This window comes from Paenibacillus macerans (assembly GCF_900454495.1).
In the GTDB taxonomy this organism is placed as follows: Bacteria; Bacillota; Bacilli; order Paenibacillales; family Paenibacillaceae; genus Fontibacillus; species Fontibacillus macerans.
On record NZ_UGSI01000001.1, the window covers coordinates 3345376 to 3362199 of the forward strand.

The 16824-nt window shown below is 56.8% G+C and carries 14 protein-coding genes; 2 read left to right on the plus strand and 12 right to left on the minus strand.

What is annotated here, in order from left to right; all coding sequences use genetic code 11:
- Positions 1-57 precede the first annotated feature (57 nt).
- The 8 genes from DYE26_RS15110 to DYE26_RS15145 form a co-directional block, all read right to left on the minus strand.
- A complete protein-coding gene (locus DYE26_RS15110; protein WP_036625116.1) occupies positions 58-990 on the minus strand; it encodes a DUF58 domain-containing protein in 933 nt (310 codons plus the stop codon).
- Positions 987-1976: an AAA family ATPase gene (locus DYE26_RS15115; protein ID WP_036625117.1), complete on the minus strand. Its 990-nt coding sequence runs from the start codon at positions 1974-1976 to the stop codon at positions 987-989. The genes DYE26_RS15110 and DYE26_RS15115 overlap by 4 nt, the downstream gene beginning before the upstream one ends.
- A 30-nt stretch (positions 1977-2006) precedes the next feature.
- Positions 2007-3695 carry a hypothetical protein gene (locus DYE26_RS15120; RefSeq protein ID WP_036625120.1) on the minus strand — a complete coding sequence of 563 codons (1689 nt, stop codon included), beginning with the start codon at positions 3693-3695 and terminating at the stop codon, positions 2007-2009.
- A gap of 79 nt (positions 3696-3774) precedes the next feature.
- Positions 3775-4716: an ABC transporter permease gene (locus tag DYE26_RS15125; RefSeq protein ID WP_051985648.1), complete on the minus strand. Its 942-nt coding sequence runs from the start codon at positions 4714-4716 to the stop codon at positions 3775-3777.
- Positions 4703-5641: an ABC transporter ATP-binding protein gene (locus DYE26_RS15130; protein ID WP_036625123.1), complete on the minus strand. Its 939-nt coding sequence runs from the start codon at positions 5639-5641 to the stop codon at positions 4703-4705. The genes DYE26_RS15125 and DYE26_RS15130 overlap by 14 nt, the downstream gene beginning before the upstream one ends.
- On the minus strand, positions 5638-8019 hold the full coding sequence (locus tag DYE26_RS15135; protein ID WP_036625126.1) for a DUF7408 domain-containing protein: 2382 nt from the start codon (positions 8017-8019) through the stop codon (positions 5638-5640). Before DYE26_RS15135 ends, DYE26_RS15130 begins: the two co-directional genes overlap by 4 nt.
- A 150-nt stretch (positions 8020-8169) precedes the next feature.
- On the minus strand, positions 8170-9069 hold the full coding sequence (gene purU / locus DYE26_RS15140; protein WP_036625129.1) for a formyltetrahydrofolate deformylase: 900 nt from the start codon (positions 9067-9069) through the stop codon (positions 8170-8172).
- Between the two features lie 38 nt (positions 9070-9107).
- Positions 9108-10223: a deoxyribonuclease IV gene (locus DYE26_RS15145; RefSeq protein ID WP_036625132.1), complete on the minus strand. Its 1116-nt coding sequence runs from the start codon at positions 10221-10223 to the stop codon at positions 9108-9110.
- A gap of 156 nt (positions 10224-10379) precedes the next feature.
- Here DYE26_RS15145 and DYE26_RS15150 point away from each other — a divergent pair, with 156 nt between their 5' ends.
- Both DYE26_RS15150 and DYE26_RS15155 read left to right on the plus strand, forming a co-directional pair.
- Positions 10380-10847: a DUF2621 domain-containing protein gene (locus DYE26_RS15150; RefSeq protein ID WP_036625135.1), complete on the plus strand. Its 468-nt coding sequence runs from the start codon at positions 10380-10382 to the stop codon at positions 10845-10847.
- 75 nt (positions 10848-10922) lie between these two features.
- The gene (locus tag DYE26_RS15155) at positions 10923-11867 is read left to right on the plus strand and encodes a TIGR01777 family oxidoreductase (protein ID WP_036625136.1); all 945 of its coding nucleotides are present in this window, start codon (positions 10923-10925) and stop codon (positions 11865-11867) included.
- A gap of 387 nt (positions 11868-12254) precedes the next feature.
- On the opposite strand, the gene DYE26_RS15160 is transcribed toward DYE26_RS15155, so the two are convergent.
- The 4 genes from DYE26_RS15160 to DYE26_RS15175 form a co-directional block, all read right to left on the minus strand.
- Positions 12255-13289 carry a FecCD family ABC transporter permease gene (locus DYE26_RS15160; RefSeq protein ID WP_036625138.1) on the minus strand — a complete coding sequence of 345 codons (1035 nt, stop codon included), beginning with the start codon at positions 13287-13289 and terminating at the stop codon, positions 12255-12257.
- Positions 13286-14335 (minus strand): FecCD family ABC transporter permease, encoded by a 1050-nt coding sequence (locus DYE26_RS15165; RefSeq protein ID WP_036625141.1) that lies wholly within the window; start codon positions 14333-14335, stop codon positions 13286-13288. Before DYE26_RS15165 ends, DYE26_RS15160 begins: the two co-directional genes overlap by 4 nt.
- A 182-nt stretch (positions 14336-14517) precedes the next feature.
- Positions 14518-16278 carry a DUF6382 and FHA domain-containing protein gene (locus tag DYE26_RS15170; RefSeq protein WP_036625142.1) on the minus strand — a complete coding sequence of 587 codons (1761 nt, stop codon included), beginning with the start codon at positions 16276-16278 and terminating at the stop codon, positions 14518-14520.
- Positions 16279-16315: 37 nt separating this feature from the next.
- Positions 16316-16822, minus strand: a complete 507-nt coding sequence (locus tag DYE26_RS15175; RefSeq protein ID WP_036625143.1) for an A24 family peptidase — start codon at positions 16820-16822, stop codon at positions 16316-16318.
- Positions 16823-16824: the final 2 nt, after the last annotated feature.

The window sequence follows — 16824 nt, forward strand, 5'->3', positions numbered from 1 at the left end:
GCGGCGTCCCGGATCATTGATGAGGCAAAAAGAGCCCACGGCCTTGGTCCGATCCGGCTACTTCCCCCCGGTCGTTCCCGCCTTGTCCATCATTTTCACAATCCCTTGCTCAAGCGGCACATCGGTTGGGGCAACCACATAACGAATCCCGCGCCCGCCGCAAAAGCGGCCGATTTCCTTGAAGTACTCGTCCAGCTCGCGCCCGTACCTGTCCAGGATTTTGCCGGTTAACGCAATCTCTTTGCCGGTCCCAAGCTCGCTGTCGAGGAGCCGCAAGTCTCCGCTGAGCACAGGACGAAGCTCCGCTTCCGACAGCACGTGGACGAGTACGATCTCTTGCCCGGCCGCCTGAAAAAAAGCCAACGTCTCCGCAAGCCCCTCGGCCCCGCTCTCCAGCCACAAATCCGAAAATATCCAGGTCATTCCTGGCTGCGCGGGAAGCGCTCCCGGCTGCCGCAGCGCCCCTCTCAGATCCCCCGGTCCGGCCGGCCCCATCTCCTGCAGGAACGAGAACAGCCTGAAAGCGGAAGCCTTTCCCCGCAACGGCGGCAGCTTGCCCTTGATCTCTTTCGAAAAAACGGCCGCCTGCACCACATCGTCGCCTGCCAGCGCCATATAACCGACGGAAGCGGCCAACCGCTTAGCGTATAGCAGCTTATTCTCCGGCGCCTGCCCGGTTTCAGCGCGCCGCTCCGAACCGCCGCCGAAATCCATCGATGCGGAAATATCCACATACAGGTTGATCCGCAGCTCCTGCTCATCCCAATATTGACGGACAAAAGGGCGGCCCGTACGCGAATAAACGCTCCAGTCAAAGCGCCTGATATCGTCTCCGGGCGCGTATTCGCGATAATCGGCAAATTCGAGGGAGCTTCCGAAACGGCTGGAGCGCCGTTTGCCCTGCAGCGTTCCCCGGATTCTCCTCCGTGAGGCGATCGACAACCGTTCCAACCGGGGCAGCAGAGACGGAGGCAAGAGGGAAGAAGTCATTGCGCTCCCTCCAGCGCCGCCAAAATGTCCTCAATGATCCGATCCGTCGCCACGCCCGCCGCCTGCCCTTCGAAATTCAGAAACAAGCGGTGCCGCAAGGCCGGCACGGCAACCGCCTTAATATCTCCGGTCGATACGTGCATGCGCCCTTTGGAAATCGCCCTTACCTTGGCGACCGAAACCATCGCCTGGATGCCGCGCGGCCCCGAGCCGAAACGGACGTAACTGCGCACCGATTCGGGCGCGTCCCGCTCCTCGGGGTGCGTCATCATCAGCAAGCGCACCCCGTACTCCAGCACTTCATCCGCCAGCAGCACTTCTTTGGCGGCCTGGCGGATTTCCAGCAATTGCTGCGCCGAAGCGATCGTTTCCGCCTTGGGCTGATCGGCCGCCGTCGTCCTTCTGACGATCTCCGTCAATTCCGCGGGAGACGGGTAACCCACATGAATTTTCAGCATAAACCGGTCCAGCTGGGCTTCCGGGAGGGGATAAGTACCTTCGTTCTCCAGCGGATTTTGCGTCGCCAGCACAAAAAAAGGCTGCGGCAGCCGCCGCGTCTCCCCGCCTACCGTCACCGTCTGCTCCTGCATCGCCTCCAGCAGGGCGCTTTGGGTTTTCGGCGTCGCCCGGTTGATCTCGTCGGCCAGCACGATGCTGCTGAACACCGGGCCGGGCTGGAATACCGTATCGGTCGCGCCCTGCGGTCCGAACCGGATCACATTCGTGCCGGTAATGTCGCTCGGCATTAAATCCGGCGTAAACTGAATCCGCGAAAAGGACAGGGCCAGGCAGTCGGCGATCGTGCGCACCAGCATCGTTTTGCCGAGTCCCGGAATCCCCTCCAAAAGCGCATGTCCTCCCGCAAAAACACACCACAGGATCTGTTCCACGACCTCTTGCTGCCCTACGATTACACGCGAAATTTGCTCCTGCACGGCCGCGACCGTACCGCTCCACAATTCCAACCGGGCTTTCGCATCCTCCATCGTCTCTCCTCCTCGTTTACGCTCCTTCGCCTACGAACCCGGATCGATTTCGATAAAATAGTTCTCCACCAGGCTCTGCAGACTTTGCGGCAAATCGCCGCGCTTTAGCGACTCCTTGGCTTCGGCCGCATAATCGCTGTAAACCTCTTCATACGGACGGCTAACCCCGTCAAATACTGGGGAGGTGCCCCCTCTCTGGACGCTGCCGCCGGTTGCCGGTCCGCCGTCTTGCTTGACGTTGCCGTTGCCGCTGCCGGCCAGGTCGCGCGGCGTAGTCACCAACGCCCGGCCTCCGCTGCCTAGTCCAGCTCCGGCCCCATTTCCGCCGCCCTGGCCTTGGCCCGCTCCCGCGCCGCCGCCACCGCTGCCGGAACCCGAGCCTGAGCCCGAACCGGCTCCAGCACCCGGTCCCGTCCCGGCAGCGCCTCCCGCCCCGGAACCTTGGCCTGCTCCGGGCCCGGAATCTGCGGCCGGGCCCTCTTGGCCCATGCCAGGGCCGCCGCCTGCGGCCAGCTGTTCGGCGCTGCCGCCCATGCTCCACGTGTCCGATACGGCCAGCCCCGACGCTTGCATATTTTCCGCCAGGCCGAGCCCCTGCTCGGCAAGGGCCGATGCCAGGGCGGCCGCGGCGTCCGCCTGCCCGGAAGATGCCTCCACAGCCCGCATGTTTTGCAGCATAACCTCGTTTAAGTTCGCCAGCGCTTGATCCGTGGATAGCTGCTGACCTTCCTTCACCGCAGCGGCGGCTTTTTTCAGCGCATCCGCCAGTTCCTTCGCCCGCTCGTTATCGGGCGGCGCCGCTTCGGCGATCCGCTTCAGCTTATCGGCAAGCTCCTCCCGTTCCTGCTCCGTCAAGCCGGACAACTGCTTGCGAAAAGCCTCAGCTTGCTTGGTCAACTCCGCTGTGCTTTTGTCCCGTAAAGCGTTGGCCAGCTTTCCCGTCAGCGGATGAGCGTCCCACCGCTTGAGCCACTCCGTCCTTGCCTGCTGCCGGAGCTCCAGCTTTTCGGACATTTCCCTCAACCGCTTCATCGTTTCCTCCACGTTTTTGAGCGCCTCTCCCGGCTTACGGCTCGTCTCCAGCGCCCGGCGCAACTCGCTCAGCTCTTTAGCAAGGGCTTCCTTCGCCTTCATATCCAGCTTCAGGCGGTCCAGTTCGGCAATCTGCCCGTTCGTCTCTTCCTTCTGCGCATTGATCCATGCCCGCTCCTCTCGCGCCTGGGCGACCCGCTGATCCATCGGATTCGGCAGGATAGCCAGCAGCAAAGCGGCCAGAAGGCCAAGCACGGCGGGAATCCGCCATACGCGGCGGCGCGGCAGCGGCAGGCGTTGCTTGATATCCCGTACAAAGGCCGCGCCGTATTCTTCGGCCTGCTCCCGCTCGAGCTGCGCCGGAAACGTCTGCAGCTTCGCGTAGGCCAATGCCGTCGTCATCAGGTCCAGCCGCTCTTGCCCGGCCTCGGGACGATCCATCGTCTGCGCCGCCAAAATGACGGATACCCGGCGGAGCCGTCCCCACACCCAGCCTCCGGCAGTGCACAAAATGAGGCTGGCCGCGGCCGCGATTTTTCCGTATTCAAGCGGCCACAGCCTCCCCGCCGCAAGCCAGACAAGAGCGGCCGCCAAACCGGTCAGCAGGCCGTATCTGAGCCCGTCCAGCCCCCGAAACCGCCGGATGCGGCGGCGCACAACATCAAGCTGACGATAGATTGTCTCCACGCGCCAGGTCCCCTCCGTTTCGCGTTTTTTTGTACTATGGCGTTCGTACCCGATGATCCCGTGCTCTCGACCCTGCCGTCTACTCTTCCGTCTTGGTCTTGGTCATCGTCCCCGGTTCGGTTGTCTCGATCGCGCGGCTTTTTATTCTTCTTCTCACCGGGCGAACATGACGGATGGCCAGCCACAGAAACAGCGCGATCAACGGGCTGTAAACCCCCAGAAATTGCTGCCACAGTTCAACCGGCGCGCCGGACTGCATATTGCCTCCCCGGACCAGGAACACGGATTCGGAAAAAGACGGCTCAAATAGGCTGATCAACGCTCCCGCGGGATTTAACCCCAGGATGAAGCCTACCCATGAATAGGAGCGTGGAGGCCCCCCCGAACTGTAGTAGCTCGCCTGCTCGATCCCCATCGCAATGATATAGACAATGCCCGTCACCAGAAAAATGATCAAGCCCGTGCCGTAAGTCATGATGACCGATACGATCGTTTTTTTGAACAAAGTGGAATAAAACACCCCGATCGAACCCAACAGCAGCATGACAAACAGATAGAACAAAAAGACGAGCGCCAGTTGCTTCGGCGAGAGTCCCCCGTATAAAAAAACGATGCTGTACACCGGCAAAGTCGCCAGAATAACAAGCGTCATGAAGCTTAAGGAAGACAGGAGCTTGCTCAAAATAATCGTTGCGGAGCTCTGCTGCGTGGTAAGCAGCATGTTCAGCGTCTGCTTCTCCCGTTCGCCGCTGATCACCCCGGCCGTCAAGGCGGGGGTCATGAACGCGATCAGTACCAGTTGGCCGATGCTGAGCACGTAAAAGATGATCCGGCTGACGCCGGGATCCAACCGTCCGCCGGCGCTAAACCCTTTAGATGTCGTCATATAAATGATGGCCATCGCCAGCAGCCCCGTCACCAGAATATAGGCAAACACGATAAACGCCGAACGGGGTGTTCGCATCCGGAGACGAAACTCTTTGTCCAGCACGGGATTGATCAGCCTTCTACGCCAGTTCATCGCTTGCCCCTCCTTTGGTAATCTCCAAAAATACATCTTCCAGGTTGGTCTGCGCTTCGTTAAAGGACAGCACCTGGAACCCCAAAGAGATCATGCGGCCCAGCAGTTGCGCCTGCTCCGCGTCCCCGCCTCCGAAATGAACATGCACGCCGGTTTCATCCTGCAGCACCTCGCTGACATGCATCTCATCCTGCAGCAGCCCGGCCAATTCATCGGCCCGGTCGAGCACGCGGATATGCAGCACTCTTTTAACGCGCAGACGATTCTGTATTTCCGCCACCTTGCCCTGAGCAATCAGCCTGCCCCGCTCGATCACACCGATTTCGTCGACCATCTCGGCCAGCTCCGGCAAAATATGCGAGGAGATAATGATCGTTTTGCCCATCAGCTTCAATTCCTTCAAGATCTCCCGCATTTCAATCCGCGCCCTGGGGTCAAGCCCGGAGGCCGGTTCGTCCAAAATAAGCACATCGGGATCATGCACAAGGCAGCGGGCCAGGCAAAGGCGCTGCTTCATCCCGCGCGACAGGCTGTCCACGTATGCGTCTTTTTTGTCGCTCAGGTTCACCAGCTCCAATAGCTGCGGAATCAAGGCGTTGCGCTCAGCGCGGGGAATTCCGTAGCTGGCCCCGTAAAAGTGCAGGTACTCCGTCGTTTTGAACTGATCGTAAACCCCGAAGAAATCCGGCATATAGCCGATTCTTTTCCGCACTTCCTGCGGTTGTTCGGTAACTTCGAAGCCGCCTACTTTAGCCGTGCCAGACGTCGGCAGCAGCAGCGTGGCCAAAATCGACATCGTCGTCGTTTTCCCGGCCCCGTTCGGACCGACAAACCCGAACACCGTCCCTTTGGCGATGGACAGGTTCACCGCTTTCAGCGCCTCGAAGCTGCCGTAGGTTTTCGTCAGATTTTTGATCTCGATCATTCGCTGTACCTCCCTTGCAGGGAAAGTTCCGGTATATCAAAGCTCGTCCATTCCTCGGCCGTGATGCGGATCCGCAAGTTAGTTCCGTTTTGCAAATATTGATTTGCTTGATCCGCAAATTTAACTTCGCCATTCTTCCAATTCAGCTCTCTCCAGGCTTCTTTCTCCGCGTTCCAAATCGCCGCCGTCGTCCTGCTCCCCTTATCCTGCTGACGAATGGCTATCGACAGCTGTGAATAGGCCGGATTCGGCGCCGCCGGCAGCCGGTACTCGATCTGCATTTCTCCGGGAGCCATATTGACTCTGCCGCTGCCTTCCTCGCTCCATTGGCTTGAAGTTACGTTCAAAACCCGTCCTGCCGCAAAACCGTACGGCAAATACATTTCCCCATTCTGGCCAAGAGCCGGTTCGAACGGCTGCACCCACATGTTCAATTGGTCGGATTTTACGCTCTTTCCGTTCACCTTGTAGTCGCTTAGCTGTTCTTTGCTCCAGGCGATAAACAGATACTTGTCCTGTTCAAAAAGAACGTTCAAATAGCTGTTCACAAGTCCTCTTTGCCGCTCCAGCAGCATATTGTCCCGCCGGGTGCCGCTGCCGTTATAAGGGAATAAATTCCCCCCGTAATCATCATAGGGAACCGTCATCGAACTGGGCGCAATCGGAACGGATTGCTGCTTCGGCAGCTCTCCCAGCAGAAACACTTTTTTGCCCACAATCAGCGCGGCATCGCTCAAATCCGCATCCGTGCGGTTCGTTACGGTGCCTTGCAGCCTGCCTTGTCCGTCGAATCCGGCTTCAACGCTGACCGCTCCGAATTCCCTGTCTTCCGGCTGATCCATCCACAGCTTGGCGAAGGAACGGTGGGTCATGCCCTTGAGCTTCACCGTCGTACGATCCGCCTGCACCCGGATGGACTGCCGGTTCGGCTCCTGATGCTGTCCGCCGGCGAGCAGACCGTCCTCCCGCTTCACCGACACGTACGTGCCGGCGGGCAATTCTACATGGTAATCTCCGCCTCTCGGGACGAACATAGCCGAGGCCGTCGTTCGTTCGGCCCGTCCTTTTCCGTCCAGCTCCATAATATTGAAGGTATGTGTCTGAACCGACGACCCTCCGGAGGTCCCGGCCATATAAATGCCGCCGCTCGCCGCAACGGCAATGAGCGGAATCAGTACCCAAGACCACTCCCGCTTGTCCAGCTTTTTAAGTATGTAATACAGTAAAGGCGCAACGAGCACCGCATAACCCAACAGCAGCCATATTAATAGTGAGAAAGGCGGCAGGGTCATAGACGGAAAATAATCAAGCAGGCCGTCGATTCCCGAAAACAGTTCGCTTTTACTGCCTTCCGGCTTGCCGGTGCCGCTCGTTAGATCAAGCTGCAGGACCGAAGACCAGACCCCGGGATGTCCGCTCCAGGCATGAAGCGGTTCCATCGCAACATCATAAGCCGCATAAATGACCTTACCTTGCCCCACGGACCAAGACGCGATGAGCGGCTCGGAATCAAACTGTGCGATGGCCGCGGCCCCTTCCTTCAGCTTAGCCGCGGAAACGGGGAAAGAACGATCCAGGGATAGCTTTTTCCCGCCCAGTTTTTCAAGCTCAGGCAGCTCGGATACACTCGTATTGCCGGCGTAATCGACCGGAGACAGGTCCTCGAAGCCTTTCGCGCTTTTGGGATAACCGCCTCCGCCGCTGAGGATAAGCGTGCCGCCCTTATGAACCCAGGAACGAATGGCCCCGGTTCGCCCCTTGCCAAGCGTATCGGCGGAGTAATCGTTAATAAGCAGCACATCCAGCGAAGACAGCAGCGTACCGTCCTCGGGCACCTGCTCCTTGTCTAAAGGAACGACGGTCACGTTTCCGCCCGAACCGTTAAGCGTCCTTAGAAAGTTCAAGCTGTCCGGATCGGCGGCCAGGGTCCCGACCAGCGTTCCGTTCTTGGGGATCGTCTCCAAATAGGAGCTGCCCGCAGCAAACGGGATCATTTTCCCCGATTCCGCCGTTCCTTCGTAAAAACGAATCGAATTGTTATATTGGTCGAAACGGTTTCCAAGCACCGCAAAGGTAACTTTTTTCGGCGAGCCGGCCGGCAAATCCACCGCCTGGATATGGGTTGTACTCTCCCCGGTATACGGAATCTGCGCCTCAACAACCAGTTCCCCGCTTATGTCGGCACTACTCGTAAGGGTAATGGTAAGCGGATTCCATTCGCCCAGCTTGACAGTACCGTTAAACCCAAGTTCGCTCTCTATGGTGATGGACGGCTTGTCCGCCGCTCGGGCCGGCTGCGGAACCGCATAAACGATCCCCGCCAGCAGCGCCGCACAGAGCACGATCAGCGGTACGATCCGTTTTGCTTGAAACAACACCTGACACTCTCCTCCCCAATGATCGATAAATTTGGAAACTATCGTCTTTTATAATAACGTTAATTGGCTGAAAAGGTTACCCTATGTCAAAATAAAAAACGCCGGCACAGCGTGTAGAGTTGCTGCACAGACGTTTATTTACCTTGTTTTTTAGTTGAACACGACGGTCTTGTTCTGATGTACCAGGATGCGGTCCTCAATATGCCATTTGACGGCCCGGGCCAATACGACGCGTTCGATCGTCCGCCCGATGCGCTTGAGTTCGCTGACATTGTCGCGGTGCGTGACGCGCTGCACGTCCTGCTCGATGATCGGGCCGCCGTCCAGTTCCTCCGTCACGTAGTGGGCCGTGGCGCCGATCAGCTTCACGCCGCGCTCGTAGGCTTGGGCGTACGGCTTGCCGCCGACGAAAGCCGGCAGGAAGGAATGGTGGATGTTGATCAGGCGGTTGCGGTACGGCTCGATCAAGGCCGGGGACACGATTTGCATATATCTCGCCAGCACGATCAAGTCGACTTTGCCGCCGACGATCTCCAGCTGTTTTTGCTCGGCTTCGCGCTTTGTTTCCGGCGTCACCGGGATATGATAATACGGAATGCCGAAGGATTCCACGTACTCTTTCATGTCCGGATGATTGCTGACGACCATGGAAATTTCGGCGTCCAGATCGCCGGCCTGCCACTGCCAGAGCAGTTCCACCAGACAGTGGTCCTCCTTGGACACGAAAATCGCCAGCTTCTTTTTGCGGCTGAGCTGATAAATATTCCACTGCATGCCGAACTGCCCGGCGATGGCGGCAAAATCCCGCTCCAGCCCGGCGATCCGCCCAGCGAGATTTTCCAGATCAAACTCTATCCGCATAAAAAACATGCCGCCCTCGGGATCCATCGTATACTGGTCCGATTGCACGATGTTCGCCCCGTGCTCATGCAGGAAGCGGGACACCGCCGCCACGATCCCCGGTCCGTCCGGACAGGAAATCAGCATCCGGGCCCGGTTGCTTTCATAAGGTTTCACCGGCCGCCGGCCTGAGTGAATATGCGTTTCCATTGCTCTCCAATCCCCTTGCTCCTAATGATTTATGTCGATTATTTGTGCGCGCTCGCAAACCATGCGACCAGACGCTGGTTGATCTGTTCCTCCGATTGGTCCGGGAACAGGCCCGCTTCGATGACCATATCGAACAGGCGCTCCATAGGTTCGCGCGGATCGGCCTTTTTCGCTTTGGCATCGTTTTTCAGCACCGTCCAGGTGTCCAGCACAAAGCTGCGCGGATGAATTTCCTGTTTGCCGAAAAAGTCCCCCAAACGCTCTACGTCGGTCAGGAACGCGTCACCGAACCGCATCGCCGTATCGCCCCGCAGCAGCGCGATTTCCACCTCATACATCGGACGCTGCGTTTTCGCATCCTTGCCGACCCATGGCGTCTCCAGAATAAACGGCCGTCCCTGCAGCGCCTCATGGTGCACGACCCGGTGGATCGCCTCGAACCCGATCCAGCCTGAACCGATCGGCGTATGCCGGTCTTTTTGCGCGCCGGCCGGATTTTTGCTGTCGTTGATATGCACGACCTCAATCCGGTTCAGTCCGATCGTTTGATCGAATTTGTGCAGAACGCCGTCCAAATCGTTAACGATGTCATATCCGGCATCATGAATATGGCATGTATCCAGACAAATCGTCAAACGTTCGTTATGCTGCACCTTGTCGATGATTTGCGCAATTTCTTCGAAGCTGCGCCCCACTTCCGTCCCTTTGCCGGCCATCGTTTCCAGGGCAATATGCACTTCGGTCTCGTTCGTGCCGTTCAACACTTCATTTAGGCCTTCCGCAATCCGGTTCACGCCATACTCGGCATCCTTGTCCGTAAAAGCGCCGGGATGAAGCACGATATTGCGCACGCCCAGCGCGTGGGTGCGGCGGATCTCCTCCTGCAAAAAATCAACGGCAAGCTGATAAGTGTTCGACTTATATGAACCTAAGTTGATGATGTACGGCGCGTGAACGACGATTTCGCCGATCCCGGCCTGCTCCATCGCCTTTTTGCCTTCTTCAATGTACATCGTATCGATGGGCTTGCGCCGAGTGTTTTGCGGAGCCCCGGTGTATATCATGAACGAACTGGAGCCGTAGGATTCCGCCTCGGCCGTTGCGCTCAGCAGGCCTTTGTCCGAGAACGAAACATGGGAACCGATTTTAAGCATGAACATTTTCCCCCTTTTGGACAGTAAATCGCTAAACAAGCCTATTTTAGCTTGAATGCTGAAATAAATAAAGAAATAAGGTATAATTTCAATTTGAAGTATATTGTAACGTAAAACGCGCAGAAAATCTAAACAAGCGCCTGAGGTGATGAATCAATGCTGCAAATGGGGGTTCAACTATTAACGGCGGAAGGGCCCAATCGCTGGTTTATGAACGGGATTGCGTTTTGGGGATTTGTGCTGCTCGGCATGATGACGATCGGCGGATTTTTCATGTTCCGCAAATTTTTAAAGGTGCTCCCCAAAGCGGACGGCATGTCCAAGCTGGACTGGCAAAATCATTGGGTCGAGAAAAGCCGCCATCTGTGGACCGCCGAAAGTAAAGCCTTTCTCGATCAGCTCGTTGAGCCCGTGCCCGGACCGTTCCGGGACATCGCCAAACATTCCATCGCGGCGGAAATCGGCAAAATCGCCCTTGAGGAAAAAGCTCCCGCGGTCACCCGCGATCACTGCATCAAAGGGTATATCGTAGCCACGCCAAAACGCGACAATAAATTTCTGGTCCGGTTTCTGGAACAGAACCAGATCGATTACCAGCCATACCGGCATCTGTTAAATAAATAATCGCAACGCGAAAAACATCCGGCACATGAATTAGCTATTCAGACAGCCGGATGTTTCTTATAAGGAGGCGTAAGGATGAAGATCGCGGTTTTCGGCGGCACGGGTTTTATCGGCCGGGCCTTAACCGCTTATTGGCTTGAGCGGGGGCACCAAGTGCTTATCGTCAGCCGTGAAAAAGGCGGCGGCAATCCTATGCAGTCAAAGCCCGATGATCAGGCCGCCTTACACCCATCCCTCCCCAGCTATGTCACCTGGAGTGAGCTCGAAAAGGACGTCTCTCCGCTCGAAGGAACGGACGCCTTCGTCAATCTGGCGGGGACAACGCTCAACACGCGCTGGTCCGAGCGCAATAAACGGCGGATTTTGGAGTCCAGATTAACTGCGACGAGGATGATCGCACGTTTCGCGCGGGCGCTCCCCCACCCGCCGGAAGTGATTCTGCAAGCTTCGGCCGTGGGAATTTACGGCACCTCCTTAACCAAGGAGTTTGACGAGTTTTCCCCGCTCGCCCCGGAGCGTGCCGATTTTTTGTCCGAGGTTACCACTGCCTGGGAGGCCGCCGCGGACAAAGGGTTTTCCGGGCAACGTCTGGTCAAGCTGCGCATCGGCGTGGTGCTGGGCAATGACGGGGGCGCTTATCCGCTTATGCGCCTTCCCTGCTTGCTGGGGGCCGGCGGACCCATTGGAAGCGGACGGCAGTGGGTGCCGTGGATTCACCTCAAGGATATCGTTTCGCTATTCGATTACGTCCTGACCCATCCGGACATCCGCGGCCCGGTAAACGCCGTCAGCCCGAATCCGGTAACGAATGAACAATTCGGCCGGATTTTATGCCGCGTCTACCGGCGCCCGTTTTGGCTCCCGCTGCCGTCCGCAATGCTCAAAACGCTGCTCGGCGAGCGGTCGATGCTCCTGTTGGAGGGGCAAAAGGCGCTCCCCGCAGCGGCTTTGCGCGCCGGGTTCACCTTTGCTTATCCCGAACTGGAACAAGCGGCCGCTCACTTGCACGATGAAAAATAAAGGCAGCAAAGCCCAGAACCCGATAGCTCGGAGATTCTGGGCTTTTTTAGGAACGCATTGCCCGCGTTTTTGTGGAGGTCGGTCGCGGAAATAGCGGTAAAAAAGGTCCTTATCTTCAGCAAGAAAAGGATTTAAATAGAAATAGAGGAGTTTTTTACTCCTATTTTTAGAAGATGAGGGTAATAAGGCGCCTTATCCAAGCATGTTCCCTAAATAAAGCCAAAAAGTTCCGCTATTTTAGGGCACGAGGGGGGAAATCTCAAAATAGCGCCACAAATTACCTCTACCTCAGAGAAGAAGCTTCCCATCCCCATACCATACTTTCCTGTACGCCTAAAATATCGATTTGCGCATCCCGCTCCCTCTCAAATCAGACCTTTTCTTCAGCTATACTCTCGACTTTGAAAGCAAATACAGGAAGTAAGGAGCCCCGATCACCGCAACGACGATACCGGTCGGAATTTCATGAGGCTGAAACACCCAGCGTCCCAGCGTGTCGCCGACGATAACGAGCAACCCCCCGGCCAGCGCGGAGGCCGGAAGCAAATACTCGTGTTTCGGCCCGACCAATCTTCTCGCCAAATGCGGCGCAATGAGGCCGACGAACGAGATGCCGCCCCCGACGGCGACGCAGGAGCCGGTTAGCCCGACTGCGGCGGCCAGCAGGCCGAACCGCGAGCGCTCCAGCGGCGCGCCCAGCCCCGTCGCCGTTTGGTCTCCCAAGTTCATTACGTTTAGCGCGCGCGCTTTTGTAAATACATAAGGTATCAAAACAACGATCCACGGAATCAAGGCAAGCACGAATTTCCAAGACGTCCCCCAAATATTCCCTACCAGCCAAATTTGCAGGTTTTGAAAATTTTCCGGCCGCAGGCGCAATTGCAATACGATCATCGCGGCGTTAATTCCCGCCGCAACCGCAATGCCGACCAGCACCATACGAATGGGAAGCAACCCGTAATTTTTCTTGAACGACAATACGTAAATAAGCGCAGCCGCCAACGCCGATCCCAAAAACGCCAGCAAAGGCATCAAAAACACGGGGGCATCGGAAGTCGTCGGATAAAACGAAATAAACAAAGTGACGGCGAGCCCTGCCCCGGCATTAATCCCCAGCACGCCGGGATCGGCCAACGGGTTGCGCGAAATTCCTTGAAAAATGCAGCCGGCAACCGCCATTCCCATGCCGATTAGGACGGAATTGACGATCCGCGGCAGGCGGAATTGGAATAAGGCCAGTTCCTGTTTATCCGTCCCCATGCCGAACAGCGTTTTGAACACGTCAACCGGAGAGAGACGAAAATAGCCGGTATTCATGCTAAAAATGAACACGCCGACGATCAGCAAAGCAAAAATGATCATAACGATATACGCTCTGCGGGATCTTTGCTGCAGATGCAGCGGATAATTCCCCTTGTTCATTCCAATCCCCCCTTCTGCTTCATAGCCAGATAGAGGAAGAAAGGAACCCCGATCACGGCGATCAACGCCCCGATCGGCGTCTCATGCGGAGGATGGACCATCCGCGCCAAAATATCGGCAAACACCAACAACAAACCGCCTAGGAGCGCGGAGGAAGGAATCACCCACCGATAGTCGACGCCCACCAGAAACCGGGCGACGTGAGGAATCATCAAACCGACGAAACCGATCGCCCCAACGATCGACACGGCGCTGCCGGCAAGGACGAGCACGATGAGCATCCCGGCGATTTTGATCGTTCCCGTTTTTTGACCCAGCCCTGTGGCTACCTCTTCCCCGAGGCTGAGCAGCGTAATGGATTTGGACAGGAGCACAGCGGCGATAAGCCCGGCACCGATCCAAGGCGACACCAGTTTAATCTGCAGCCAGGTGGAGCCGGAAATAGCCCCTGCATACCAGAACGCAAGGTCTTGTCCTATCCTGAAATAAAGCGCGATCCCTTCGCTGATGGCGGTCAGCAGCATGCTGACCGCGGCCCCGGCCAAGGTAAGCCGGACGGGCGACAAGCCGCCTTTGGACAGGGAACCGACGCCGAACACCAGTCCGGCTCCCAGTCCGGCTCCAATGAATGAATAGAACATCATCACCAAAAACGGCGTCCCCGGCAGCAACGCAAAACAGACGGCCAGCGCCAAACCGGCCCCCGCATTAAGTCCGAGCAAACCGGAATCGGCCATCGGATTCCGCGTCATGCCCTGCATTATAGCCCCCGCTACGGCGAGCGCCGCTCCGATCAAGGCGGCCGCAATCGCCCTCGGCAGACGCAGCTCCATAATGATTTGATGCTGCGTCAGTTCCGGCTGAAAATGAAATACCGCGTTCCAAACCGTTCCCAGTCCGATGTCCGCGGCTCCGACCGAAATCGAAAGGCAAACGGCAAAAACTAGCAGCGCCGCTCCGCCAATGAGTACAATTGTTGCCGCAAGCGGGCGAGAGCGGAATTGCGGCTTGGAAGATTGTGTGACTGCCGACATATGCTGAACCATCCCTTAAACAAAATTTATTGCCTATGCAACCGATGAAACCCGTTAAGTCACGTAATTGAGAATCATTCTCGTTAATTATAACTGCTTTTGGACGGATAATCTACGGGTAGCACAAATTTTAAAAAGGAGGTTCGTTGAACCAGGGTACAATCCTTGGTACCCGATACACGCTGCAAATAAACTTAAAGCATTTCCTTGCCAAACTTGAAGGATACCTCCGCCAACGAAAAAACATCCCCGGTTTCGAGTTTATATTCTTTATAGGGAGCAATGAGTTCTCCCTTAAAACGCGTTCCGTTTCGGGACCCCAGATCCTTGAGGCAGCATTTCCCCGGGGTCACCATTACTTCAACATGAGCGCGGGATACGCCCGGCGTTCGCTCCACGTACTGGGCCATCTCCTCGGAGCGGCCGATCACAAAGCTCCCCGGCTTTAAGGTTATCCGTTCCGGGCTTACTCCGTCACCGCTAAACCTTTCCAAATAATACCGGGGTTCGATTGCGTGCTTCGACTCGCCGGAAAGCATCGGCTTGTTCAAAAGCATCGTTGCCGGTTGGCCGGCGCCACCGCTTGAAGCCTCCCATGAGGATGCCCCTCCATAGGCAGGCGAAAAATGCTCCTGCCCGGTTCCGGACATCGCTAATTCCACAGCCTCCCCCCCGTTCCCCGTACCCGCTTCGGACTCAGATCGGTTGACTTGAAGAAACGGCGAATCTCCAAAAATGTCTTCGGGAAAGGTGCCGTTTCGATCATATGCGGGAATGGCATCGGGCTGCTCACCGATTGCGTTTTCACGCTGCTTTGCCCCGCTTGCGGATTGCAGAACGGGCAGCTTTCCGCTGAAAATGAGGTAGGCTGCCCCGGCCAATAGAAACGTTGCCGCGAAGCAAATGTAAAGGCCGATGTTCCATGGCCGGTCCAGGTATAGAAACTTCCAGCACAGCGCGTCCAGCAGGACGGCCCCCAAAATGCAGGATGTCGGCGTTATCCTAACTTTGGGCCCGGCTTCCTCCTCCTCCAAGCCGGGCCACTGTTCCCGCCCGGGATTCACCGTAGCAGCCTTTGGGATCTCCGGCGCATATCCGGAGAAGAGACCGTCCGGCAAGTACTCTTTGATCACCGTATGCGATGATTTCAACTCAGCCGGCGCATTCTGGCGGGCCATATTTAAACGGTCCGGCTTCAAGCGCTCCTCCCTCCGCAGCGGCGTCCGGCTCTTCCTCGCGTTCTCTGAAGCGGCAGCGGCTACGGCGGCAGCAGGCCCAGCAGCTTGCGCCTGTTTCCCTTGGTTTGGGCCGGCTTGCTGCGGCTTGAACCGAAGCGGTTCTTCCGGGAACGCTGGATTCCCTTCAGCCTGCTCCGCAGCGGTCAACAGCTCCAGCAGCATTTTTTTCAACCGGGGTAAGGAAAAATGCTCCTCGCTGCCGCAAAAAGAGATGATCTGCTGTATCCCGTTTCCCTCCACCCGGCTCACGCTAACAAGCATCCGGGTGATCAAAGCCAGCAGCGCTTGAGATAGCGGGACAACGGCCAGAGTATCGTTCAAAGGCAAATAAGCAAAGTAAAAAACTCCGCAGGGTAAGGGCTCCTCCACAAAAATATGCTCCTCGTCGAGCAAAACATTGGCGGGAGATAACATGTATTTTTTGCAATCGTCCAGCACGGCAACCACCTGAAGCAGCAAACCGTAAAATTCGGACATGCCGATTTTGTCGCTCTTCAGACAGTGTGAAAGCATTTTTTTGCCGGTGATATCATAATGCAGGCTTACCTCGAAATCCACCTCGCGAATATCCAGCCGCAGCAAATTGGGCACCGAAACCGCGGCCAGCATATTCCTTTGGACCCGGCTCAACTCTTCCGAGCGCAGCCCCTCCTCGGCCTTTAAAAGCATGTAGATTCCGCCGTTCCTGACAAAATCGGTCTGAAGCTGCTTCCGCATGAATCAGGCACCTCCTTTTTCAAATGCATAGTCCCCTTCACTGATAACAAAACGAAAGGATCGCCCCGGGCAGCACCGCCAGCATAAACGGAAACTGCAGCTGCCCCTTGGCCGCGGACTGAATAGGCGTAGTGCTGCGGAAAATGACCGCTCCCCATACGCCCCTGACGACCCGCCGCAGCCGAAACAGCGTCTCCCGCCGGCACAACAAAATGAAAAGCCCGATACACCCGGCGGCCAAAATCGAATACATCATAACGGATAACGTAAAACTAATGCCCGTCCACGCCCCAATTCCGGCAAACAGCTTAACGTCACCTCCGCCGACGGCCTTCAGCAGATACAGGATAAACATCAGACCGAATCCAACCGCCGCGCCTTTAAAAGCATCCCCTATTCCGTTCCACGCCCCGGTCAAGGCGTGAAACAAAAATCCGCTCGCCAAACCCGTCAGGGTAATCCAGTTAGGGATTTTCATCGTTCGGATATCCGTTACGAAAGCCGCTGTCAGCATCAAAAAACAACCCCAATATTCCCATGGCATCC

What these genes read in the sequence shown, in the direction of transcription:
- DYE26_RS15110 (WP_036625116.1), bottom strand. Translation starts at nt 990, where the DNA reads ATGACTTCTTCCCTCTTGCCTCCGTCTCTGCTGCCCCGGTTGGAACGG.
- DYE26_RS15115 (WP_036625117.1), bottom strand. Translation starts at nt 1,976, where the DNA reads ATGGAGGATGCGAAAGCCCGGTTGGAATTGTGGAGCGGTACGGTCGCG.
- DYE26_RS15125 (WP_051985648.1), bottom strand. Translation starts at nt 4,716, where the DNA reads ATGAACTGGCGTAGAAGGCTGATCAATCCCGTGCTGGACAAAGAGTTT.
- DYE26_RS15130 (WP_036625123.1), bottom strand. Translation starts at nt 5,641, where the DNA reads ATGATCGAGATCAAAAATCTGACGAAAACCTACGGCAGCTTCGAGGCG.
- purU (WP_036625129.1), bottom strand. Translation starts at nt 9,069, where the DNA reads ATGGAAACGCATATTCACTCAGGCCGGCGGCCGGTGAAACCTTATGAA.
- DYE26_RS15145 (WP_036625132.1), bottom strand. Translation starts at nt 10,223, where the DNA reads ATGCTTAAAATCGGTTCCCATGTTTCGTTCTCGGACAAAGGCCTGCTG.
- DYE26_RS15150 (WP_036625135.1), top strand. Translation starts at nt 10,380, where the DNA reads ATGCTGCAAATGGGGGTTCAACTATTAACGGCGGAAGGGCCCAATCGC.
- DYE26_RS15155 (WP_036625136.1), top strand. Translation starts at nt 10,923, where the DNA reads ATGAAGATCGCGGTTTTCGGCGGCACGGGTTTTATCGGCCGGGCCTTA.
- DYE26_RS15160 (WP_036625138.1), bottom strand. Translation starts at nt 13,289, where the DNA reads ATGAACAAGGGGAATTATCCGCTGCATCTGCAGCAAAGATCCCGCAGA.
- DYE26_RS15165 (WP_036625141.1), bottom strand. Translation starts at nt 14,335, where the DNA reads ATGGTTCAGCATATGTCGGCAGTCACACAATCTTCCAAGCCGCAATTC.
- DYE26_RS15170 (WP_036625142.1), bottom strand. Translation starts at nt 16,278, where the DNA reads ATGCGGAAGCAGCTTCAGACCGATTTTGTCAGGAACGGCGGAATCTAC.
- DYE26_RS15175 (WP_036625143.1), bottom strand. Translation starts at nt 16,822, where the DNA reads ATGCCATGGGAATATTGGGGTTGTTTTTTGATGCTGACAGCGGCTTTC.